Origin of the sequence: Pseudactinotalea sp. Z1739 (assembly GCF_049725055.1) — a bacterium.
In the GTDB taxonomy this organism is placed as follows: domain Bacteria; phylum Actinomycetota; class Actinomycetes; order Actinomycetales; family Beutenbergiaceae; genus CALKWS01.
Map to the genome: position 1 here is coordinate 1 of NZ_JBMPQA010000003.1, position 22,480 is coordinate 22,480.

18 protein-coding genes and 2 pseudogenes are annotated in these 22,480 nt (G+C 68.1%); 6 read left to right on the forward strand and 14 right to left on the reverse strand.

Features of this window, described 5'->3' with window-relative positions; translation table 11 throughout:
• The first annotated feature begins 189 nt into the window (after positions 1 to 189).
• The 4 genes from istA to ACO0LV_RS04405 all read left to right on the forward strand — a co-directional run bounded on the left by istA (position 190) and on the right by ACO0LV_RS04405 (position 4,468).
• Positions 190 to 1,758, forward strand: a complete 1,569-nt coding sequence (istA, locus tag ACO0LV_RS04390; RefSeq protein ID WP_424786661.1) for an IS21 family transposase — start codon at positions 190 to 192, stop codon at positions 1,756 to 1,758.
• A complete protein-coding gene (gene istB, locus ACO0LV_RS04395) occupies positions 1,755 to 2,564 on the forward strand; it encodes an IS21-like element helper ATPase IstB (protein WP_424786662.1) in 810 nt (269 codons plus the stop codon). The genes istA and istB overlap by 4 nt, the downstream gene beginning before the upstream one ends.
• 355 nt (positions 2,565 to 2,919) lie before the next feature.
• A complete protein-coding gene (locus ACO0LV_RS04400) occupies positions 2,920 to 3,336 on the forward strand; it encodes a CueP family metal-binding protein (protein WP_424786663.1) in 417 nt (138 codons plus the stop codon).
• A gap of 16 nt (positions 3,337 to 3,352) precedes the next feature.
• A complete protein-coding gene (locus ACO0LV_RS04405; RefSeq protein WP_424786664.1) occupies positions 3,353 to 4,468 on the forward strand; it encodes a heparan-alpha-glucosaminide N-acetyltransferase domain-containing protein in 1,116 nt (371 codons plus the stop codon).
• A gap of 277 nt (positions 4,469 to 4,745) precedes the next feature.
• Here the strand turns inward: ACO0LV_RS04405 and ACO0LV_RS04410 are convergent.
• The 4 genes and pseudogenes from ACO0LV_RS04410 to ACO0LV_RS04425 form a co-directional block, all read right to left on the reverse strand.
• Positions 4,746 to 7,049: pseudogene (locus tag ACO0LV_RS04410) on the reverse strand (heavy metal translocating P-type ATPase).
• Positions 7,050 to 7,389: 340 nt separating this feature from the next.
• Positions 7,390 to 8,868 (reverse strand): multicopper oxidase family protein, encoded by a 1,479-nt coding sequence (locus tag ACO0LV_RS04415; protein WP_424786665.1) that lies wholly within the window; start codon positions 8,866 to 8,868, stop codon positions 7,390 to 7,392.
• 3 nt (positions 8,869 to 8,871) lie between these two features.
• The gene (locus ACO0LV_RS04420; protein WP_424786666.1) at positions 8,872 to 9,129 is read right to left on the reverse strand and encodes an SHOCT domain-containing protein; all 258 of its coding nucleotides are present in this window, start codon (positions 9,127 to 9,129) and stop codon (positions 8,872 to 8,874) included.
• Positions 9,130 to 9,206: 77 nt separating this feature from the next.
• The gene (locus tag ACO0LV_RS04425; RefSeq protein ID WP_424786667.1) at positions 9,207 to 9,842 is read right to left on the reverse strand and encodes a DUF305 domain-containing protein; all 636 of its coding nucleotides are present in this window, start codon (positions 9,840 to 9,842) and stop codon (positions 9,207 to 9,209) included.
• Between the two features lie 774 nt (positions 9,843 to 10,616).
• On the opposite strand from ACO0LV_RS04425, the gene ACO0LV_RS04430 reads away from it, so the two are divergent.
• Positions 10,617 to 11,096, forward strand: coding sequence for a hypothetical protein (locus ACO0LV_RS04430; protein ID WP_424786668.1), 480 nt, complete (start codon positions 10,617 to 10,619; stop codon positions 11,094 to 11,096).
• Here ACO0LV_RS04430 and ACO0LV_RS04435 read toward each other — a convergent pair.
• The 10 genes from ACO0LV_RS04435 to ACO0LV_RS04480 form a co-directional block, all read right to left on the reverse strand.
• Positions 11,071 to 11,766, reverse strand: a complete 696-nt coding sequence (locus ACO0LV_RS04435) for an SDR family NAD(P)-dependent oxidoreductase (RefSeq protein WP_424786669.1) — start codon at positions 11,764 to 11,766, stop codon at positions 11,071 to 11,073. The two genes, ACO0LV_RS04430 and ACO0LV_RS04435, sit on opposite strands and share 26 nt — an antisense overlap.
• A complete protein-coding gene (locus tag ACO0LV_RS04440; protein WP_424786670.1) occupies positions 11,763 to 12,908 on the reverse strand; it encodes a pyridoxal phosphate-dependent aminotransferase in 1,146 nt (381 codons plus the stop codon). Before ACO0LV_RS04440 ends, ACO0LV_RS04435 begins: the two co-directional genes overlap by 4 nt.
• A gap of 46 nt (positions 12,909 to 12,954) precedes the next feature.
• Positions 12,955 to 13,827: an amidohydrolase family protein gene (locus tag ACO0LV_RS04445; protein WP_424786671.1), complete on the reverse strand. Its 873-nt coding sequence runs from the start codon at positions 13,825 to 13,827 to the stop codon at positions 12,955 to 12,957.
• A gap of 3 nt (positions 13,828 to 13,830) precedes the next feature.
• Entirely contained in the window at positions 13,831 to 14,811 is a 981-nt protein-coding gene (locus ACO0LV_RS04450) for an ABC transporter permease (protein ID WP_424786672.1), read from the reverse strand.
• The gene (locus ACO0LV_RS04455; RefSeq protein WP_424786673.1) at positions 14,808 to 16,313 is read right to left on the reverse strand and encodes a sugar ABC transporter ATP-binding protein; all 1,506 of its coding nucleotides are present in this window, start codon (positions 16,311 to 16,313) and stop codon (positions 14,808 to 14,810) included. Before ACO0LV_RS04455 ends, ACO0LV_RS04450 begins: the two co-directional genes overlap by 4 nt.
• Before the next feature lie 13 nt (positions 16,314 to 16,326).
• Positions 16,327 to 17,550, reverse strand: coding sequence for a substrate-binding domain-containing protein (locus tag ACO0LV_RS04460; protein WP_424786674.1), 1,224 nt, complete (start codon positions 17,548 to 17,550; stop codon positions 16,327 to 16,329).
• A 10-nt stretch (positions 17,551 to 17,560) separates the two neighbouring features.
• On the reverse strand, positions 17,561 to 18,520 hold the full coding sequence (locus tag ACO0LV_RS04465; RefSeq protein ID WP_424786675.1) for an ABC transporter permease: 960 nt from the start codon (positions 18,518 to 18,520) through the stop codon (positions 17,561 to 17,563).
• A gap of 50 nt (positions 18,521 to 18,570) precedes the next feature.
• Positions 18,571 to 19,782, reverse strand: a complete 1,212-nt coding sequence (locus ACO0LV_RS04470) for a M20 family metallopeptidase (protein ID WP_424786676.1) — start codon at positions 19,780 to 19,782, stop codon at positions 18,571 to 18,573.
• A gap of 50 nt (positions 19,783 to 19,832) precedes the next feature.
• Positions 19,833 to 20,315, reverse strand: coding sequence for a pyridoxamine 5'-phosphate oxidase family protein (locus ACO0LV_RS04475; protein ID WP_424786677.1), 483 nt, complete (start codon positions 20,313 to 20,315; stop codon positions 19,833 to 19,835).
• Between the two features lie 97 nt (positions 20,316 to 20,412).
• Positions 20,413 to 21,216: an IclR family transcriptional regulator gene (locus ACO0LV_RS04480; RefSeq protein ID WP_424786678.1), complete on the reverse strand. Its 804-nt coding sequence runs from the start codon at positions 21,214 to 21,216 to the stop codon at positions 20,413 to 20,415.
• A 263-nt stretch (positions 21,217 to 21,479) separates the two neighbouring features.
• Between ACO0LV_RS04480 and ACO0LV_RS04485 the strand changes: the two are divergent.
• Positions 21,480 to 22,429 (forward strand): annotated as a pseudogene (locus tag ACO0LV_RS04485) (IS481 family transposase).
• The last annotated feature ends 51 nt before the right edge of the window (positions 22,430 to 22,480 follow it).

Sequence of the window (22,480 nt, forward strand, 5' to 3'; positions counted from 1 at the left end):
TGTCAGCGGCCACGGCAGACTGCCCGGAGACGGCCAGATAGTTGCCCGGTGGCGGACGTGAGAACTGCCCGCTGACGGTCATGGGATCTGCCCGACACGACATTGCGCCCCGCGCTGCTTGCGGCGGTTGGGGCCCCTCCTGGGGTGCGATAGCGGTGCTGAAGCGCCTATCGCCCCCAGGAGGGTTACATGAAGTCTGCCGAGGAGATCATGGAAATTCTAGAAGCGTTCGACCTGACACAGTCCTATCGAGACGCCGGAGTGCTGGCCGGGGTTTCTCACCACACGGTGGCCCGGTACGTGCGGGCCCGCGATGCCGGGGCGTTGAGTGACCGGCCGGTGGCCCGGGCGCAGTTGATCGATGCGTTCCTGCCCAAGGTCGAGGAGTGGATGGAGCATAGCCGCGGCAAGGTCCGCGCTGACGTCGCCCACGACAAGCTCATTGCGATGGGCTATGAGGGCTCGGAGCGCACTACCCGACGCGCCGTGGCGGCGGTGCGCCGGTCCTACAAGTTGGGTAACGCCCGGGTGCACCGGCCCTGGGTCACCGAGCCGGGGCTGTGGTTACAGTACGACTTCGGCGATGGGCCGGTGATCGACGGCGCGAAGACGGTGTTGTTGTGCGCGTGGTTGGCTTGGTCACGGTTCCGGGTGGTGGTCCCGCTGCTGGACAAGACCTTCCCCAGCGTGTTCGCCGCGCTGGACACGGTCTTCCGCCGACTGGGCGGCGCCCCCACCTACGTGCTGACCGACAACGAGAAGACCGTCACCGTGGAGCACGTGGCCGGTATGGCGGTACGGAATCCGCAGATGGTGGCCTGGTCTCGTCACTACGGCGTCACCGTGCTGACTTGCCAGCCGGCAGACCCCGCGAGCAAGGGCGGCACGGAGAACGCGGTGAAGATCGCCAAGGCCGACCTGGTGCCCACCGAGGCGAACCTCTTGGGCGAGTATGGCTCATTCGCCGAGCTGGAGGCGGCATGCGAGCGGTTTGGTGAGCAGGTCAACGCCCGCGTTCATCGCACCACCCGCCGCGCCCCGGACCAGATGCTGGCCGAGGAACGCACCCGGCTGCACGCGCTACCGCCAGTTCCTCACACGGTGGCGTTCGGCACTACGAGGAAGGTCCCGGCCACCACCCCGATGGTGACCTACGACGGCGGGCAGTACTCCGTCCCGCACCAGTTGCTGGGACAGATGGTATGGGTGCGCTCCTACGGCACCGGCGCCGACCAGCAGGTCGTCATCGTCCACCTGCAGGAGTCCGGACCGCGGGAAGTCGCCCGTCACCTGCGCGCCGCGCCAGGGTCGCCGAAGATCAACGACGAGCACTTCCCACCCGCACCGCAAGGCGCGCTGGAGCGCCAACCACGCCCCCGAAACGCTGCCGAGAGGGAGTTCTTGGCGCTGGGACCCGGGGCCAGGTTGTGGCTGACCGAGGCCGCCGCTGCGGGCACCACGAAGATGCGCGTCAAGATGGCCGAGGCGGTAGCACTGGCCAAACTCTTCGAGGCCGGTCAGGTCGACTGGGCACTGGGCCACGCCGCCGTCCACGGCCGGTTCGCCGAGGCCGACCTGCCCTCCATCCTGAACCACCGCGCCACCGGCACCAGCAGCCAGCATCATCGCGCCAGCGAGGAACGGTCCCTGACCCAGGGCACCGCTGCCTGGGCGGCACTGGGCGGGCAAGTTGCCGCCACCGACGACGCTGCCGCCGGCGACGAGGCCATCGGCGAGGAAGAGGTGGTGCTCCGATGAGCGCCACGACGAGCCGCACCGGCGTCCCGTCGCTGGGAGTGCCACCGGCCCCACAGTTGCCCGATGACCTGGAGGCGATGCTGCGGCGGCTGCGCCTGCCCCATATCCGCGGCCACGCCCCACAGTTACTGGCCACCGCCACGGCCCAACGCTGGGAACCCGCCGAGGTACTACGGGCACTGCTGCGCGAGGAGGCCGCCGGCCGCGACCGCGCCGCCCTTGCCACCCGGCGCACCGCGGCAGGGTTCCCCACCGGCAAGACCTTCGAAGCCTGGGACACCGCAGCCTCCTCCATCCCCGCACCCACCCAGCAGGCGCTGCGAACCTTGGAGTGGGTCGGGCGCAAGGAGAACCTCGTCATCTACGGGCCCTCGGGCACCGGCAAGTCGTTCTTCCTCGAAGCCCTCGGCCAGCAGGCCATCGAGCAGGGCCTGCGGGTCTCCTGGTTCACCCTGGAGGACCTGGGCGCCCTGCTACGACGTCACCGCGCCGATGACACCATCACCAAGGCCATCGCCCGGGTGCTGCGAGCGGATCTGGTCGTGGTCGACGACATCGGACTCCTGCCGGTTGCCGAGGAAGCCGCCGAGGGCCTCTACCGCCTGGTCGATGCTGCCTATGAGAAACGCTCGGTGGCGATCAGTTCGAACCTGCACCCGGCTGGGTTTGACGAGCTGATGCCCAAGACCATCGCGACCGCGACGGTCGACAGGCTCCTGCACCACGCTCACGTCTGCCAGACCAGTGGCGAGTCCATCCGTCTGGCCCAGGCACTATCAGGAGCGGGGGTGAGCCCGTTGACCTGACACCCGGGGCCGGTGATGGCCAACCCTGGGCAGATCCCATGGCCATCACCGGGCAGATCTCGTGACCGTCAACGGGCAGGCATCACGACCGCCCCTGGGCAGTTCCCACTGTCCCTTGACATACATACCGCGAACCCTCAGATCACGGTTAGATCACGGCATTACCGAATGCTTCATCAAACCTTCATCGTCATCCCCCGCCTCGGCGACTGCACGCCCGCCGCTCCTGTCGTAGCGTCGGGGCGGCCGAGACCTTGCCGCCTGCGCTGCAGAAGGCACCTGATTCGAGACGAAAAGCCGAGAATCTCGGGCGCAGTGGTTGCCTGGATGACCCCCACTAGGACGGTGGAAGAACATGAAAAGAATGGCGGCGCTGGTGCTGATCCGCGCCGGCTGCTCCTCGTTGGATCCGGCCTCCGAGCCCACCGCCGGAGGTGGTGAAGCCGCGTTCCTCGCCACCCATGACTTGGCCGGCATGGAGGTCGCAGAGATGATCGACCACCTGGACCGGCTCGGTGGAAAGGAACGCCCCACCGACTACATCGCCTCCATCCGGCCCGATGAACTGGTGCTCTCCGACGGGCAGCAGGAACTGGCCGAAGTGCTCATCGATGAAGAATTGGCGACCTATGCGAACGGTTTCGCCGGCTTCTGGTTGCCACGCGATCTGCAGGGCACCATCAAGGTCAACCATGACGGCCTGACGGGTACAGCCGAGTTCTCCACCACCGACGAGGTCGCCACCTGCCTCACCACCCTCCAACTGATATAGGTCGCGGTCACAACCTGTGCCAATCTCGGAGCAGCAGGACGGCGCACCGGTGAGCGCGGCGCACGCGGCTAGCGACGCCGGGCAAGCCGCCGCACCCCATAGCCGCGTCATCGGACTGGACGCGGCGCGGGCGCTGGCCATCCTGGGCATGCTCGCGGTCAACGTCGGTCCGCTCTATGACGATGGCATCGCCGGGCTGGTCATGCGGCTGCCGCACGGGCGGGCTTCATTGTTGTTCGTGCTGCTGGCCGGGATCGGGTACTCGTTCCTGACCCGCCGGGCCCGCGACGGTGCCGCGCCACCCTGGGGGCAGGTGTTGTGGCGGACGGTTCTGCTGAGCCTGATCGGGCTGAGCACTCAGTTGGCGGGTCATGGCGCCAAGGTGATCTTGACCACCTATGCGGTGCTGTTTCTCGTGGGACTGGTGGTGGTGCGGGCCCCCTCATGGCTGCTGCTGACCGCCTCGATCGCGGCAACTGCCGCTGGACCACTGGTGTGGCTGGGTGTCCAACTCAGAACCGGTGAGGTCTTCGACCGGGAGCCCGCCACGCTACTGGATGCGCCCGGGCAGATCGTGGCCTCGACATTCCTGACCGGGCCGTACCCGGTGATCACCTGGCTCGGGCCGTTCCTGTTCGGGATGTGGCTGGGCAGGTTGCGCCTGCAAGACCGGTGCGTCCAGATACGGCTGACTGTGGCCGGAGTGGTGCTGACCCTGCTTGCCGAACTCGGCTCCCGGGCGTTGGAAGCGTTCCTGGGGCGGCCGGATGGGGAGCCCGGTGTGGACTGGTTCCTTTCGGCGGCCGCACATTCGCAGATGCCGTTGTGGCTGATCCGGGGCAGTGCCTCGGCCGTGGCGGTGCTGGGCCTGACACTTCTGGTTTTGCCGTACCTGGGCCGCTTCGGTTGGCCGCTGGTGGCCACGGGTCAGTTGGCGCTGACCGTGTATGTGGTGCACCTGTTCGGCATCGCGGAGGTAGTGCGTCCCGGCCCGGGGACCGCGCCGGCGGGTCTGGTCACCACGGCGGTGATGGCCCTGGTGCTGATAGGCGCAGCGGTGGGCTGGCGGCACTTCTTCTCCCGCGGGCCGCTGGAGGCATTGTTGCGGGTGCGGCTGCGCCGGCGGCGATGAACTCGCCACCAGGCCGACGGCGTTGAGCCGATAGGACAACCGCTGCAGGGTCGCCCCGGCGGGGAAGTCGTCCAGCAGCACGGACCAGCAGGTGGGCCGGGACGTCGCCTGCGGCTCTTCGGCGCCCAGGCCAAGCGAGATCACCTCACCAACCAGTGGCCGGCGCTGACGCGGATACGTGGATCACCAGCCAGTAGGACTACAGCGCAGGTTTCCACCCCCGTCGGCAGGCCGTAGGGCAGCAGGATCGCCCGGTGCATGGCACACCCTGGCCGCGTCAGTGACGATGCGCCCCAACCACGTCCTCGCGATCCCCAGTAGCCCGTGAGCCGTCGGCGGAAGGAACCCGAGGTGCGCCGTGCGCCGCGGCGGTGCTGGTCTCGGGGCTGAGGTCCAGGCGGCGCAACAGTTGGGCGTTGAGCGCCACGACAATGGTCGACAGGGACATGAGGAGCGCGCCGACCGACATGGGTAGGACGAACCCGACCGGGGCCAGCACACCTGCGGCCAGGGGCACGGCCGCGATGTTGTAGCCGGCAGCCCACCACAGGTTCTGCTTCATCTTCCGGTACCCGGCACGGGAGAGCTGGATGACCGACAGCACCGACCGGGGGTCGTCAGACGCCAGGATGACGCCGGCGGAGGCGATCGCCACGTCGGTGCCCGCTCCGATCGCGATCCCGACGTCTGCCTGAGCCAGCGCCGGGGCGTCGTTGACGCCGTCCCCGACCATGGCGACGATACGGCCCTCCTGCTGCAGCTGGGCGACCTTCTCGCTCTTGTCCTCCGGGCGCACCTGGGCGAAGACCTGGTCGACGCCCAGTTCGGCGCCCACAGCCCGGGCCACCGGCTCGGCGTCACCGGTGATCATGACGACCCGGATGCCCAACTGGTGCAGGGCATCGATCGCCTGCCGTGACTCCTCGCGGACCTCATCGGCCAGGGCGAGGGCACCGGCCACCTGGCCGTCGACGAGAACGTGCAGGACGGTGGCACCGGACTGTGCCCAGGACGCTGTCGCGGCCAGCGGCTCGGCGCCGTACTGGGAGAGCAGCGCAGGCCCGCCGACCTGGACCTCGCGGCCCTCGACGGTGGCGCGTACCCCCACGGCCGTCGCCGCCCTGAAGTTGGCGGCCGACGGAACCTGCAGCCCGCGGTCTCGGACCGCGGCGAGAACTGCGCGGGCAAGCGGGTGCTCACTCTCGGCCTCGGCGGCCGCCGCCAGGCGCAGCAGTTCCTCCACCTCATACGCTCCGGTGCTCGTGACGTCGGTGAGGGCCGGCTCGCCCTTGGTCAGGGTGCCGGTCTTGTCGAAGAGCACGGTGTCGACCACGCGCATCCGCTCCAGGGCGCCGCGGTCCTTGACCAGGACGCCGCCGCGGGCAGCGCGTTCGGTGGAGATGGACACGACGAGTGGGATCGCCAGGCCCAGAGCGTGGGGGCAGGCGATGACCAGGACGGTGATCGCCCGGACCAGTGCGCTGTCCGGAACCCCGAGGGACATCCACACCACGGCGGTGATTGCGGCGGCGATGAGCGCGTACCAGAACAGCCACCCGGCGGCCTTGTCCGCGAGGAGCTGGGCGCGGCTGGTGGAGGCTTGCGCCTCGGCCACGAGCCGCTGGATGCCGGCAAGGGCGGTGTCCTCCCCCACGGCCGACACTCGAACCCGTAAGGCGTTGTCGGTCGCGACGGTGCCAGCCACGACGTGGTCTCCCACGGTGCGCAGCAGCGGCCGCGACTCACCGGTGATCATCGACTCATCGACGTCCGCGCCGCCGTCCACGACCTCACCATCGGCCGGCACTCGTCCGCCCGGGCGGACGACTACCACGTCACCGAGTCGCAACTCGGCGGGGGAGACCGTGATGACCTAGTCCCCTTCCACCCGTTCGGCCTCGTCGGGCAGCAGCGCGGCCAGGGAGTCGAGGGCGGAGGACGTCTGCGCCAGGGAGCGCATCTCCAGCCAGTGTCCGAGCAGCATGATGACGACGAGCAGCGCCAACTCCCACCAGAAGTCCAGTTCGTGGGTGAACAGCCCCAGGCTGGCCCCCAGGGACGCGACGAAGGCGACGGTGATCGCCATCCCGATGAGCAGCATCATCCCCGGTCTGCGGGTGCGCAGCTCACCGATCGCGCCAGTGAGGAAGGGGCGCCCGCCCCACAGGTAGATCACGGTACCCAGCACCGGGGAGACCGCCTCCACACCCGGCAGGTCGGGCAGCGCGTAGCCGAGCAGGTCGGCGAACATCCCGTTGAGCAGCACCGTGGGCACCGCCAGGGCCAGCATGACCCAGAACAGGCGACGGAACATGGCCACGTGGTCGCCATGACCGCCGTGCCCTCCGTGGCCGGCGTGCGCGTCGTGCCCGCTGTCGTGCCCGTGGTCCGCGGCCGAGTCGTGCCCCGCAGCGGTCAGCGGGTCGGTGACACCCCCGCCCTCAGTGGGCAACGCCTGCCCGTGCGTGGCCTCATACCCGGCCGCGACACCGTAAGCCGAGTCGTGGTCGGCGTGCGCGGTGTGCTCCTGGCCGTCGCGTGGCCGGGGGCCTGCGTGGTCGTGACTTGATGGCGTACCCATGGCAACCCCTCATTCCATTGCTCCATATACCCCTAGAGGGTATCTCGTCAGCAGTAAGGCAGGCGAGAAGTTTTCCATTCCCGATCTGACCGCAGCGGGCAGGGATCTTCATTGGTTCTTCATGGTGGCGTGGACCCTCGAGCGCTGCTCGGCCGAGGGACGCGGGCTGGTTCTGCGGCACCGCCCGCCATGGTGCCGCTGGCTGCCGGTGCTCTCCGGGTCCGCCGCGGGCGCTCCTGGCGTTCACCTTCGCCGTCATGCGGATGTGGGCGGTCACGATTTCTGGGTGATGCTCGTCGGCTCCTCGGAATGGGGCCATGCGCTCGTGTGGCCGTCGGGTTCAGCGGGTGTCGACCACTGCCATCATCCCGGCATCCTCGTGGTCGAGGATGTGGCAGTGGTACACGCTGCGGCCCGGGTGGTGGGTGAAGTCCACCAGCGTCCGGACCCGGCCGTTGGCGGGGACGTTGACGACATCCCGCCAGGTCGGTTCTGACACCGGTTCGCCGTCGGTCTCGAGGAGCTGCATGGGCCACACATGCAGATGGAAGGGATGATCCATCGGCGTGGGATTGGTGATGGTCCACTCCTCCACCGACCCGGCGGCGACCTGCTGGTCGACCCGGTCGGCGTCGAAGGGGCGTCCGTCGAAGCCCAGGTCCATCATCCCCCTGCGGCCGGGACCCATCATCCCCCCGCTCATGTTCATGGTGAAGGCGATCTCCCGTCGCTCATCGAGCGGGCGGTTGCGCAGGTCAGGGTCCGCAGGTCGTTCGGGCACCGGCCCCACCGCGGCGGCCTCGTCCCCGGAGACCGCCAGGGTGGCTAGGACGGCGGGGCCTGACAGGTCCCCACCGCCCATCATCATGCCCATCGCGCCGCGGTCGTACCCGAGCGAGCGCAGCTCGCTGGTACCCCCGCGGGTGGTCACCAGCAGATCCGCGCGGTTGCCCGGAGCCAGCAGCACCTGCTCGACCTCCCGGGCTGCGGGTTCGTGGCCGCTGTCGATGCCCAGCAACGCAAGAACCTGCCCGGGCAGGGCCAGGTGCAGGTAGCGGGATGTGCACGCGTTGATCACTCGCCAGCGTTCCCGTTCTCCCGGACGGGCGGTGAGTTCTGGCCGGACCTGGCCGTTGATCAGGACAAGGTCCCCCTCCCGGCCCATCATCACCTGCGCTGTCGACGCCGACGCGAGTGCGCCGTCGCGATCCAGCGTAATGTCCGAGACGACGAGGACCCGCTCCCGGCTGACCGGCACCTCATCGCCCTCGACGATCAGGGCACCGTACAGACCGCCGAAGACCTGGTCGGCCACCGTGCCGTGGCGGTGAGGGTGGTACCAGAACACCCCGGTCGGGTGGTCCTCGCGCAGGTCGAAACGGTACTCGAAGCTCTGCCCCGGATCGACACTGACGAAGGGGTTATCCCCGTTGTCCCGTGGGGACACCACGAGGCCGTGGGTGTGCAGGTTGGTCGGCGTCTCGAGTTCGTTGCGCAGGAGCACCTCGATGCGGTCCCCGGGACGCACCCGCCAGGTCTGCCCCGGAACAGTGCCGTTGTAGGTCAGCACCCGGGCAGGCCTGCCGGCAATGGTTGTCTCCCGTGGGGTCGCGACAAGCTCCACGCGCAGGAGCCCGTCCCGGCTGCGCACCACCTCGGGCTCGGTCAACGTCTCGGATCCGCGCGTCGCTGTGCGCAGCGGGGCCGGCAGGGCGGCCCAGGGGAGGCCGGTGCGGGACAGCCCCACCCCGCCTACGACCACCCCCAGGGCCCCTAGCGCCCCCAGCCGGAGCGCCACCCGGCGGGTGATCGGTTCCACCGCTCAGTCCTCGGGGCCCTCGAGGCGCCGGCGCCGCTCGTCGTACTCCGTGGAGTCGATCTCTCCCCTGGCGTACCGCTCATCGAGGACCTCCAGCGCGCGGCCGCCCCGCATCGGCGGCGGGTTGCGCTGCTCACCCTGCCCACCCCCGGACAGGAGCCGGACCAGCACCACCGCCAGCACCGCGACACCGAGCACAAGCAGGACGAGGAACAGCCAGCCCCAGCCCATGCCCCACGAACCCATGTCATGCCAACCCATACCATCTCCTTGTAGCCGGTTCTGCCACCGGAGGGCCTATGGTGCCGGGCTCGACTCCCGGCCCTCCTGCGCACTCCTCAGAGCGTCTCCAACAACTGCTCCATCTCCGCGATCTCACGCTCCTGGTCATCGACGATCTTCTGGCCCAGGTCCAGCGCCTGTGGGTTCTCCCCGCCGTGGAGCTCCTCCTGTGCCATGTCCACCGCGCCGCGGTGGTGAGCGATCATCAGTTCCAGGAACCGCCGGTCGAACTCGGCGCCGGACAGCGATTCCAGCTCGGCCATGGCCTCCTCCTGGCTCATGCCCTCCATCTCCATGCCGCCGTGGTCCATGCCCTCCATGCCGCCCGTCGGGGAGGTCTCCTCCCCCCATGCCTCCAGCCAGGACGTCATCTCGTCGATCTCCGGGCCCTGCGCGGAGGAGATCCGCTCCGCCAGGGAGCGCACCTCCTCGCTGTCAGCCTTCTCCAGGGCCAGGTCAGCCATCTCGATGGCGCCCTCGTGGTGCACGATCATCATCTGCGCGAACATCGTGTCCGCGTCGTTGTGCACGCCCTCGACCTCAGTCGGCGATGCGCTGTCAGTCGTCTCCTCCACAGCGGAGCCCGGGGCCGGCTCATCGGGTGTGGTTCGTGCTCCGTCACCGCACGCGGCAAGGGCGAGGGCCATGGCAACCCCGCCGGCGACGACGGCGAGTCGCGTCCTGGGTATCACGAACGGTCTCCCTCTGCTGGAGTTGGCTAGCGGGCAAGAAGGTCCCAGGCGCAACTGGCCGGCTCATCGCGTGGGGCTAAGGGAGGATAATCACGCCCGTCCCGGCGGCAGCAAGCCCAGCAGCGGCGGCGCGGGATTCTTCATCGACTCTTCATCACCCGGTGCGGGGAGGCGGGGGGGGGCGGGGGGCGCGTGGGACAGCGGGCCTGCAAGCCAGAGCAGGGTCAGGTGCGAACCAGAAGGGCCCGGGGTCCCCCGGTTGCGAGCCGCTCGCCGTGGAGGGACGTGAGATGAGCGTGACGAGAGCCAATCAGGGCCGCACACCCAGACTGCATGGAACCCAACGAGTACAGCCCAAACCCCTGATGACCACGTCAGACTTGGCTGAATGTCTCAACGTCACCGCGCGCCGAATCCATGATTGGAGGAGCGAGGGTACCGTTGACCTGCCACCCGCATACCGACTCGGTGGCGAGCTGCGAAGCCGACCGAGGTACGTGCCTGGATAGGCCGGCATCGGGACGCGGCGTGAGCAGACGTGGACGACCCCGTCTCGCTATCGGAGAGACAAGCGACAAATGGAACGTCCAGCGCCTGCCAGACGGTCGCTGGGAGGCGACCGTCTACGTGAGGGACACCGACGGGCAGACCCGCCGTGTGCGCCGGTACGCAGAGACCGAGACGGCGGTACGACGGGCGATGCGGCGTCATCTACGCGTGCGGGTCGTGAGCACGGGCGGGGCTATCACAGGGGACACAAGGCTCGAAGATGCCGTGGCCGCCTGGTTCACATACGCCGAGACCCGCGGTAGGTGGCGTCAGCAGATCCTTCGCGTCTACGGCAGCGCATCGGGACGGCTCTCACCGGCTATCGGACCCCTCTCGCTCCACGAGGTGACGCCACGGGCCATCCCCGACGCCATCGACGCCCTCCACGAGGTCAGACCGGGGCAGGTGAAGAACGCCAGTGCGGTGCTGCGGCAGGCACTCTCCTACGTGGTGCGCGAGGGCGCCATCCAGGTCAATCCGGCGCGTGAACTGGAACCGCCGGCGGGGCGCTCCCGTGGCGAGGTGCGCGCACTCACCCCGGATGAGGAGGTCCTCCTGCTGCGTCTGGTGCGCGAGCACCGCACCGACCGCGACCCGCGACGGCCAATGGTGCGCGGACCCCGGCCCACGTCTCTGCGCCCCAATGGGCGGCTATGTTGCCGCAGTCAAAGCGACCGGTTCAGTAGGTGGCTCGCCCGCCGCTGATGTCGTAGACCCCGCCGGTGGAGAAACTCACCCGTGGGGAGGCGAGGAACTCGATTAGTTCAGCAACCTCCTCTGGGGTCCCGCTGCGCTGCATCGGGATGAGGCTCGTCATGTACTCCAGCACGTTGGGAGCGGTGTCCTCGTTCATCGGCGTCGCGATCACCGCAGGCGCCACGGTGTTCACCAGCACACCGGTCGTCGCCAGTTCCTTCCCGACGGACTTCCCGAGCGCGATCACGGCCGCCTTCGAGGCCGAGTACGCGGCCAGGTTCGGGTTCCCGTCCTTACCCGCGATACTCGCGATATTGACTACCCGGCCCCACCCGGCCTCCACCATTGCCGGCACGAATGCCCGCATGCACGCCACGGTGCCGAGTACGTTGACATCATAGGTGCGTCGCCACTCCTCGGCCGTGGTCTGCAGCAGTGGCTTGTTCGGCCCCACCGTCCCGGCGGAGTTGACGAGGATATCTACCGGCCCAAGTTGCGCGGCAGTTTCCTGGACGGCTGCCTCATCGGTGACGTCCACCACCAGGTCGGCCCCCGACTCGCGGTCGATACTGAACACCCGGTGCCCCTCGGCCCGGAGCCGGGTCACCGCAGCCGCACCGATCCCGCTGCCTCCTCCGGTGACCACTGCGGTGCGCGCTGCTGATTCCGTACGGCTCATTTCATGGCTCCGATCCGCTCGATGCCCACGCGGACGTCATCATCGGAAGCGGCAAGGGACAACCGGACCCACCCTTCGCCCATCGGGCCGAACGTGGTGCCCGGCGCCACCGCGACGTGCTGTTCGCGCAACAGCCGCAACGCCCAGTCAGCGACCGGCTCGTTCGCGACCTGCCGCACATCGCACCAGATGTAGAACGCGCCGTGCGGCTCCAGATAAGGCACCCCCTGCTCCTGCAGCCAGCCCATCGCCAGCGACCGCCGCCGGTCGTAGGCTGCGCGCATTCGCTCGGTGTGCTCCTGGGGTCCCTTCAGGGCGGCCAGGGCCGCCGTCTGGGCCGGAGCGTTGACGCAGGAGATGATCGTTTCCTGCAGTTTGGCGGCGGTCGTGGCCACCTCTGGGGGGCAGGCCAGGTAACCCACCCGGACCCCGGTCATGGCATAGGTCTTGGAGAAGCTGAACGCGCTGAGCACCACACCGGCCGTGTCGTACACCGCGGGGCTCACATGCGGCACGACGTAGGTCAGGCCGTCGTAGCACTCATCCGATATAAGCCAAAGATCGTGTGCCTCGGCGAACCGGACCAGTTCCTCCACCAGCGCCGCGGGCATCACCGTGCCGAGCGGATTGGACGGGGTATTGACCAGCAGTACTTTCGTGCGCTCCGTGACCAACTCGGCCAGTGCTTGGACCCGGGGGAGGAAACCGTCCTCGGGACGCAACTCGTAAGGCACCGGTGTGGCGCGGGACAGTTCTACGACCATCCGGAAGTTCGGCCATCCTGGTTCGGGAATCAGGACCTCATCCCCGGGGTCGACCGTCATGGCCGTCGCCACTTGGAGGGCCTGCATCCCCCCGGCGGTGATGACCACTTGGTCCGACTCGACCCGGATCTGGTTGTGCTGGTCCAGTTTCCTTGTGAGGGCCTCCCGCAGCGGCGTGATGCCGGCGTTCGGCACGTAGTGCGTCTGGCCGTCGGTGTAGGCGTCGCTGCCGGCTTGCAGCACGTGGGGTGCGGCGGTGAACTCCGGCTCACCGACGTGCAACCCGATGACGGGTTCTTCGATCTGCCAGGCGGCGTCCATGATCCGGCGGATTCCGGACCGGGGCATTTTGGCCGCGTGCGGGGAGACCTTGGGCATGGGGACCTCGGTGCTTTCTGTCGTGCGGATGGTGAAATAGCCCGCCTCAGGCGGAAAAGTCGAAGAGCCGTTGGGCGGTGCCGCCGCGGATCATGGCCCGCTCTCCGTGCGATAGATCCGGCAGGGCGAGGTTCACGATCTCGTAGGTGGCCGGGTAACCGGGCTCCTGATCGATCCAGGGCCAGTCGGAGCCCCACAGGGTCCGCTCCGGTCCGAATGCCGCCACCAGGGCGGCACCGGCCTCGTGGACCTCGGGGTACGGATGGGGCTGGTGGGACAGGGCGTAGTGACCGGAGAACATCAGGTGGACGGAGTCGAACCGGGCCAGCGCCTCAACCTCCGCTCGCCGCTGCGGGGTCAGCCCGGTGGCGAACCATGGGCGGGAGTGCCGGTCGACCTGCATATCGTGCGGGGTGAAGCCCATGTGGTTCAGCACAACCCGCAGGTCCGGGTACAACTCGCCCACCTCGGTGAGCAGCGGGGCCTGGTCCGGGGGCAGGTAACTCCACAGGATGAGCCCCTCGGTCTCCATGTAGGCCAGCATCGGGCGGATCGGGGAGTCGGCCAGGGGTGTGCCGGGCTCGCCCAACCACATGGTGCGGATCCCGGCGAAGGGGAAGGTCTCGCGCCGGGTGCGCAGGTGGTCGACCGGATCGTCCCCGGTGCGCCCGAGGTCAGCCGCGGAGGCGACGGCGATGGCACGGAACCGGTCCGGGTGGAGGGCCAGTTGGGCCGCGACGTACGCGTCGTGCTCATCCAGGGGGACCAGCACTGCTTTGTCCACCCCGGCGGCGTTCAACCGGTCCCGGTAATCCTCGATCGTGGCGTACCGGTCGGCGGGCACCAGTTCGTTGGTTTGCCGCGGGTCCTGGTCGCTGGCGGCGAAGACGTGGGCGTGTGCATCGACGATGAGGGCCATGGGCTACTTCCTGGTCTTGGCAACGAAGATGGCGGCGGCGGCGATGATGATCACCCCGCGGATGAGGTCGGTGATGGTGGAGGGGAATTGCAGGATCGTGATCGAGTTGGTGATCAGCGACAGCAGCGCCACTCCGCCCATGGTGCCGAGCAGCGCACCGCGACCGCCGAGCAGGGAGGCGCCACCGAGGACCACAACGGTGATCGCGCTCAGTTCCAGTCCTTCACCGGCGGTGGGGCTTCCCAGCCCGGACCGGGCGGCGAGGATAATCCCGGCCAGTGCCGCCAGCACACCGGCGAGCAGGAACGCCTTGATCCGGACCCGGTCGACGTCGATACCCACGGAGCGCGCGGCTTCCAGGTCTCCGCCGACGGCGGTGACGTGCCGTCCCCAGGCGGTGCGGTTCAGCAGCGCCCACACGAGCAGGACGGCGAACAGCAGCAGGAAAAAGATGTAGGGCAGCGGGCCGATCCGTCCGATCGCCATCCGGGACAGCACGGAGGTGACCTGGCCGGCCGGGGTGCTGGAGATGAGCAGGGCGATCCCGTTGAATAGGTACAGGGTGCCCAGGGTGACGATGAATGGCGGCATCCCGAGTCTGGCGACCAGTACTCCGTTGACCGCGCCCAGCAGGCCGCCCAGGATCAGCACCCCGATGATCACCGGTGCGGTGCGGATCGGGTAGCCGTTGATGAAGACTGCGGTACAGAGGGTGATGAGGGTGACCAGCGACCCGATGGACAGGTCGATGCCTCCGGACAGGATCACCACGTGCTGACCCAGGGCCACCAGGCCCAGCACGACGGCGCTGGTCAGTAGGGCGGCGAGGTTCCCGGTGGTCCACAGCGCGCCTCCGCGCATCACCGTCAAGGTCGCCGCGAACAGGGCGACGATGATCCAGACCGCTGCCCCGCGGCGGACCAGGTCGTTGACGAACCCGGTGCGGGCCCGGGGAGTGTCGCGGGTGGCGGTGGTGGTGGTCACTGCTGTGCTCCCGTGGCCAATTCCATGATCTCCTCGGCACGTTCCAGGTCGTGTGATCCGCCGGGCACCTCTCCGACGATGCTGCCGCGTCGACACACCAGAACTCGATGGGACAGGCCCATCACCTCGGGCAGGTCGCTGGAGGCGATGAGGATGCTCAGCCCGGCGGCTGCTAAGGAGTTGATGATCTCGTAGATCTCCGCCTTGGCACCTACGTCCACACCTCGGGTGGGCTCATCGAGCAGCAGCACCGTGGGTTCGACTCCGAGCCACTTGGCCAGCACCACCTTCTGCTGGTTGCCGCCGGACAATTGCTTGGTGATCTGCCCGGGGCCGGAGGCGCGGATCCCGAGTGTCTGCTGGGACTCCTGGTACAGGCGGCGTTCGGTGGCCGGCTGGACGAGGGTGAGTTTGCTGATGGCCCGCAACCGGGTCAGGGTGATGTTCCCGGCAACAGATAGGTCCAGGATCAACCCGTCGCGCTTGCGTTCCTCGGGTACCAGCACCACACCGGCACGCACGGCCCGCCGTAGCGAGTCCGGCAGGTCCCGGCCGCGGACCTGCACCGTTCCCGCCTGCCGGGCGCGCACTCCGGCGATCGTGCGAAGCAGGCGGCTGCGTCCGGCGCCGACCAACCCGGCGATGCCGACGATCTCGCCGCGGCGCACCTGTAGGTCGACCGGGGGTGCATCGGTGTGTCGGGGCACCAGGCCTTGGACGCTCAGGGCGATCTCCTTCTGGGCGGCCGGGGGTGTGGGGTGGATGGCATCGACCTCGCGGCCCACCATCTCCCGGATGATCCGGTCGGTGCTGTACTGCTCGGCGATCCCGGTGGAGACGATCCGGCCGTCGCGCAGTACGGTCACGTCGTGCGCCAGGCGCTCCACCTCATCCAGCAGGTGGGTGATGTACAGGACGGCCACACCGTCTGCGACGACGTCGTGCACCACCGTGTGCAGCGCTTCGAGTTTGTCCCCGGAGAGCACCGCGGAGGGCTCATCGAGGATGAGCACCCGGCTGCGCCGCACCAGTGCGCGGGCGATCTCCAGGAGTTGTTTGTTCGCCAGGGACAATCCACCGGCGATGGTCGACAGGCGCACGTCGTGCAGGGCGACGCGTTCCATCGCCCGGTTTGCGGCCCGCCGCTGCTCGGCGGGCCGCAGTACCCCGCGTCGTTGCTCCTCATGGCCCAGCATCACGTTGTCGAGTACCGTCATATCCGGAAGCACCGTCAGTTCCTGGTGCACGGCGGTCACGCCGCGGGCCAGGGCGTCCTGTGGTGCTTCGAAGGTGACCGGCGTCCCCTCGAGATGAAGGCGGCCGGTGTCCGGGCGTTGGGCGCCGGTGAGGATCTTCACGAGCGTGGATTTTCCGGCGCCGTTCTCCCCGAGCAGGGCGTGCACCCTGCCGGGGCGCAGACTCAGGTCGACGTCAGCGAGCGCCTGGACGCCCGGGAAGCGGACAGAGATCTCCCGGGCGTCCAGAGCATACGGAGCGGTCATAAAGGTGAGGTCCTCAGCCTTCGCAGAGCCCGAGGGACACCAGCAGGTCCTCGGGTACCTCGGTGGGTACCAGCAGGCTGCCGTCACAGTCCTCGCGGATGTATTCCGACGCGGTCTCGTGGGTGAAGCTCTCGGAGTCGATGTAGACCTTGTTCAGGACGTTCTCACCCTCGAGCAAGCTGAGCGCGGTCTCCAGGCACGTGGTGCTCATCTCCGGGGGGAAGGTGCTCAGCGCGAACGTGGTGTCGGTACCCTCGGCGGCCATCAGGAAGTCGTTGATTGCATCCCCGGTGATCGGTGGCACCGGCAGGTCTGCCTCCTGGTAGGCCTGGATGACGCCGATCGCCCCGTACCCGGAGTCGGACCAGATGGCGTCCAGGTCCGGGTGCGCCGAGATGAGGTTCTGCGCCACCGTCTTGGCCACGGTGGGGGACCACTCGGTGAACTGTTCAGTGACGATCTCGATATCGGGGTAGTTTTCGAAGGTCTCCTTGGCCGCGGCCACTTGGTACTCAGCCGTGGGAACCCCCGGCAGACCGGACAGGATCGCGACCTGGCCGGATCCGCCGATCTCCTCAGCGATCCATTCGGCGTAGGCCGACCCGAGCAGGTCGTACTGGCGGGTGACGGTGGAGACGGCCTGGGAGGTGTCCGGCAGGATGCCCGAGCACAGCACCACTGGGATGCCCGCATCGACTGCGGCATCGACCTGACCGGAGATCCCTTCACCCATCGGCACCACGACCATGGCGTCGGGGTCCTGGCTGGCCAACTGCTGAATGTTGTCGACCTGGTCGGTGGCGTCTCCGTGCGCTGATGCGTACAGCACGTCCACACCCAGTTCCTCTGCCCGGTACTGGAAGGCCTCCTCGCTGATCACGCCCCAGGAGTTGGTGGGTCCCTGCGCGGCCAGCGCAATCCGGTAGGTGTCTCCCTGCTTGGGTTCGGCCGCCCACTCGGAGGCATCCACCTCGCAGACTTCCTCATCGACCGGTTCGAAGTCCTCGAGTCCGAAGGCCTGCGCCGTGGAGTCCCAGACCGCGCGGTACTCCTCCTGGGCGCCCTCGGAATTGATGCAATCCTCTTGCGCCCCGGCGCCGTTATCGCCGCCGCCACCACCACCCTCCTGCTCGGTGGAACAGGATGCCAGCACGAGTGCGAGGGCGGATCCGAGGGCCAGCGCGGCGAATGACTTCCTGCTGTTCGACAGACGGGTAACACTCCGGTGTGTTCTCATGATGTTCCTTTCAGGTGTGCCCGGGGGCGGGCTGGGGATTGTGGCGGCGGTGCCGCCGCAGGTTCAGGGTGGGCTTCTGCAGCCAGACGGCGAGCAGGATGACGCTGCCGGAGACAACGAGTTGGGCACCACCGCCGGCGCCGAGTTGGATCAACCAGGTCAGCAGTGCCGCCAGCAGTATGGTGCCGAGCACGGTTTGATGGATGCGCCCCTTGCCCCCGGCGAGGGCGATGCCGCCGATCACCGCAGCGGCGATGGAGTTCAGGTCCAGGCTGCCGACCAGGGCGGAGTCGACGAAGCCGATGAAACTGGCGTTGATGAGTCCGGCGAGCACCCCGGTGAGGGAGGCAACGACGTACCCGACGCAGGTGACCAGCCCGACCCGGATCCCGGACATGCGAGCGGCATCGGGATTGAGCCCGGTGGCGTACAGCCGTCGCCCGCCGGTGGTGCGGCCGAGGATGAAGCCGGCGACGACGGCGATCGCGATGAACAGCAGTGCCGGCACCGGGATGCCAAGCACCCGGCCGGACCCGAGCCAGCCCAGCCCCGGCGGTATGCGGCCGGAGGGTGCCCCGCGGGTCCAGGCGATGATCACGCCTTGCAACAGCACGAAGGTGGCGAAGGTGGCCACGAAGGGTGGTACGGAGCGCACGACCACCAGACCGGCGTTCAGCAGCCCCACCGCCAGGCCGACCACCGCGCACAGCAGCACGCCCACCATGAGCCGCTCATCGCTGCCGCCGGTGTAGATGGCCAGCACCACCGAGGTCATCGAGACCACCGCGCTGAGGGACAGATCGATGCCGCCGAGCAGCAGCACCATGGTCTGACCGATCGCCATGATGCCGATTACGCCGATCTGGAACAGGACCAGCCGCAGCACGGACGTGCTGAAGAACGACGGCGTGGTCAGGGCTGCCAGCACCAGCACCAGCACGATCCCGGTCAGGGGGGCGAGCGCGCTCATCCCCGCCCGCGGAAATCTCCGGCGTTCGGTGTCCGGAGCCGTCGCTGTGGTCATCGACCGTCGCCGTTCGCCGGGTTGAGGTACTCGCGCACCAGCGCTTCGTAGAGGTCGACCGTGCGCCGTACCTCGCGCACGGACACCCACTCATCCGCACCGTGGGCGCGGCGCAGTAACCCGGGGCCGAACGCGGGAAGGGCGGGCAGGTCGGGGTGGTGCACAGCGAACCAACTGGTGTCGGTGGTACCCGGGAACACGGCCAGCGGCACGTCGCTGCCGAGCACGGTCGACGACGCGCGCTGAGCGGCCCGCACCACCGGATCGGCGGCCCTGGCCTGTGTGCCGGGCAACCAGTGGCGCGGCTCGTCATCGAACGTGACCGAGTACTGGGCCCCGGTCTGTTGCGATAACGCCGCGAGGCAGGTCTGCAACTCCGCGAGGGTCTGCGCTGCGTCCATTCTGGGCAGCGTGCGGATCTCCACGGTGACGCTCATCACCTCCGGTAGGACCCCGTAGCCGTAGCCGGTGGTGAACTCCATTCCGGGGTTGATGGTCGCTTCCCAGTCGCGCACCTCATCGGGGTTCGCCGGTGTGCTGGGGTTGAAGGCGTTCGCTAGGTGCGCCACCGCGCGGGCGATATCCACTCCGGCGTTGCGGAAGGCCAACTGCGAGGTGAGCGAGGAATGTCCCTGCCTGGCCTGGGCGGTGACCCGGAACCGGCCCAGGCCGCGGCTGACAACGTGTAGCCGGTCGTAGTCGGTGTGGATCCCGCCGGGCTCACCGATGACGAGCGCATCCAAGCCCAGATCCACCGTCTCGGCGAGGTGACGGGCACCGTAGACGGCGCCGTCTTCCTCATCGGCTGTGAGGATCAGGGACAGCCGGCCCGAGGTGATGTCACCGGCTGTGGTCAGGGACCGGACGGCCACGAGCATCGCCGCCACGGCGGCTTTCATGTCGCCCGATCCCAGACCGTAGAGCCGGTCGCCATCGATCTCGGCAGCGAACGGGTCGACCGTCCAGCGCGCGCCACCCACCGGTTTGGTGTCGATGTGACCACACAACCCCAGGTGGCGACCTCCGGATCCGAAATCCAGCGTGAGCACCAGGTTCGGGCGCGCCGGATCGGCGTCGATCACCTGCGCTCGGGGCAGCCCCTCCTGCTCGAGGACCCGCTGGATGAGCGCGGCGACTTCGGTCTCGTCGCCGTCGCGCACCGGGCTCGGTGTTCGGATCAGTTGCTGTGCCAGGTCGATTACGTCCACTCGATGCCTTCCTTGTCAACCCTATTGCGCCTGCACCGCTGAGCAGGTGCTCAGTGGTAGCGGGCTGCCCATTCGACGCCTTGCCAGGTCTGCATCGTGAACGGGTCCAGCCGGATCAACCAGCGCGGCTTGTCGATGGTGGGCTGCAGGTACTTCGGGCCGTTCTCGCCCAGGTACCGCAGTGACATGCGCTCGGCGACCGAGACCCACTGTCCGCCCAGGTTGGGCTCCTCCACGATGGTCGCCCGGCACTGGGCAACGACCTTGCGCTGGGTGCCGTCCTCATCCACGGTGATCGCTGCGCGCTCGTTGTCCGCGAGAAACTTGGCCCACTTGGACTTCTCCCGGGCGACGACCCAGAACACCGAACCGTCCCACTCGTGCCAGCAGGGCACGATGTAGGGCCAGCCGTCGCCGTCCAGGCAGGCGAGCCGGGCGATGGTGCCGGTGTGCAGGAAGGCGTCCAACTCCTCCTGGTCGAGTTTGCCGATCTTTCCGCGCCAGGACTCATCCTGCTCGGTCCGCTGTGACATAGAGCAACTACCTTTCTGTTGGGCCGCCGTGGCGGCTTCCGGGGTTCTTGACGATGGGGGCTGGGCCCCGCCCGGAATCTTCCCGGGCGGGGATCACTCAATCTGGTGCAGTGCTGTTCGAGTGTCCGATGCGCGCCGACAGTTCAACTGCGCTGGCTTGCACCACAGGTGCCAGGGCGGTGATGTCGTCGGTGCTGAAGCGGTAGGCCGGTGCCGAGACCGAGAGGGCCGCCGCGAGGTTCCCGGTATGGTCGTAGACTGGGGCGGCCACACAGCGCACCCCGGGCTCGTTCTCCGCCTCGTCGGTGGAGTATCCACGCTCGCGCACCATCGCCAGATGGCGCTCCAACTCCTGACGATCCGTGATGGTGTTCTCGGTCCGTGGCTCCAACTGCGTCTGATCGAGGAGTTCGTCGCGGTTCTCCGGCGTGGAGAACGCCAGCAGTGCTTTGCCGATGCCGGTGCAGTACAGCGGGTTGCGGTAACCGACGTTGGCGCGTGGAAGCACGGCTTGCGGACTGAGCGCGGCCGCGACGTAGAGCACCTGGGCACCATCGAGAACGCCCATGAAGCAGGTTTCCTGGGTCTTGTCCCGAAGGTCGTTCAGCAGGTCCTGGCCTAGTTGCACCGCATCGAGGGTGTCGATGAACAGTTGCCCCCACGAGGCCAACCTCGGGCCTAACGCATAGGCACCATGCCGGTCCGTGCGCAGCACGTTCATCTCGCACAGCACGTTCACAAGCCGGATCGTGGTGCTGCGGGGCAGCCCGGCGCGGGCCGCGAGTTCCTCTTGCCGTAGGGGTTCACCGCTCCGAGCGATCTGATCGATCAGCGCAATGCCCTTGACCAAAGTCTTCGCTGACCCCGAAATGGACGTCACGTCCACAATTGGATTGGGCATGTCGTCCATAATGGTGGATGCGACTTCGGATGGCAAGGAGTCCGGGTTGACTCATCGGAGACCTCCGCGTGTGCGGGGTCGTTGCCTCAGGGAAGAACCTCCGGCCGTAGATGTCGTTGCCGCAGGCCACGACCTTCGCGCGAGCATCATCGTGGATGGAACTGGCGTCGAGTCGGCGCAAGGCAGCGACCAAGAGGAAGGCGCGGGCCTACCGCTGCGTTGACCGAGCCGGGAAGAGCCGGATCTTGGATCGGGTTGACCAACTGGCACCGGGACTAGATGCACCCGGCCAGGAAGTTGGTAGCGGCGAGCCTGCCCACATCGCTGCGGCGATGGGAGTGTTCCGTATGTGCGTCAAGACGTGGATCGATCGCTTTGCTGCAGAAGGAGACGCTGGGCTGCTCACGCGGTCCTCGCGTCCCCACTCGATGCCCACCCGCACCAGCGTCGAGGTCGAGCAGAAAGTGCTCGCCGCCCGCTGCGAACTCGGTGAGGGCGCTGATGTGCTTGGACCCAAGGTCGGCGTCCCGCCGCGGACGGTCTCGCGGATCCTGCGCCGCCACAACGTGCCTTACCTGCGCGAGTGCGACCCGATCACCGGAGAGGTGATCCGCTCCTCCAACAGACCGCGGTCCGCTACGAACGCGACCGGCCCGGGGAGTTGGTCCACATGGACGTCAAGAAACTGGGCAAGATCCCCCACGGTGGTGGCTGGTGGGCACACGGCCGGGCCAATCGGAGCCGTGACCCCAAGGCCAAGGTCGGCTACGACTACGTGCACTCCATGGTCGATGACCACTCTCGCCTGGCCTACAGCGAGATCCTGCCCGACGAGAAGGGACCGACCTGCGCGGCATTCCTCCAACGCGCCATCGAGTACTTCGTCGCGCACGGAATCAGCCGGATCGAGCGACTAATGACCGACAACGCCTGGTCCTACCGCTGGTCCCTACGCGAGGTCTGCGCCGCCCACGACATCATGCAGAAGTTCATCAAGCCCCACTGTCCTTGGCAGAACGGCAAAGTCGAGCGCCTCAACCGCACCCTCACCACCGAATGGGCATACCGGCAGGCCTTCGCCACCAACGACGAGCGCGCAGCAGCACTTGCGCCATGGCTCGAGCACTACAACACTGAACGCCGCCACAGCGCACTCGCAGGACAACCTCCGATCAGCCGCCTGCTACCAAACCTGAAGGCCGGGTACACCTAACCCGTCGGTCTGGCCGACCACACGCGCCGGCGCAGTCCTCATCGAGCCCAG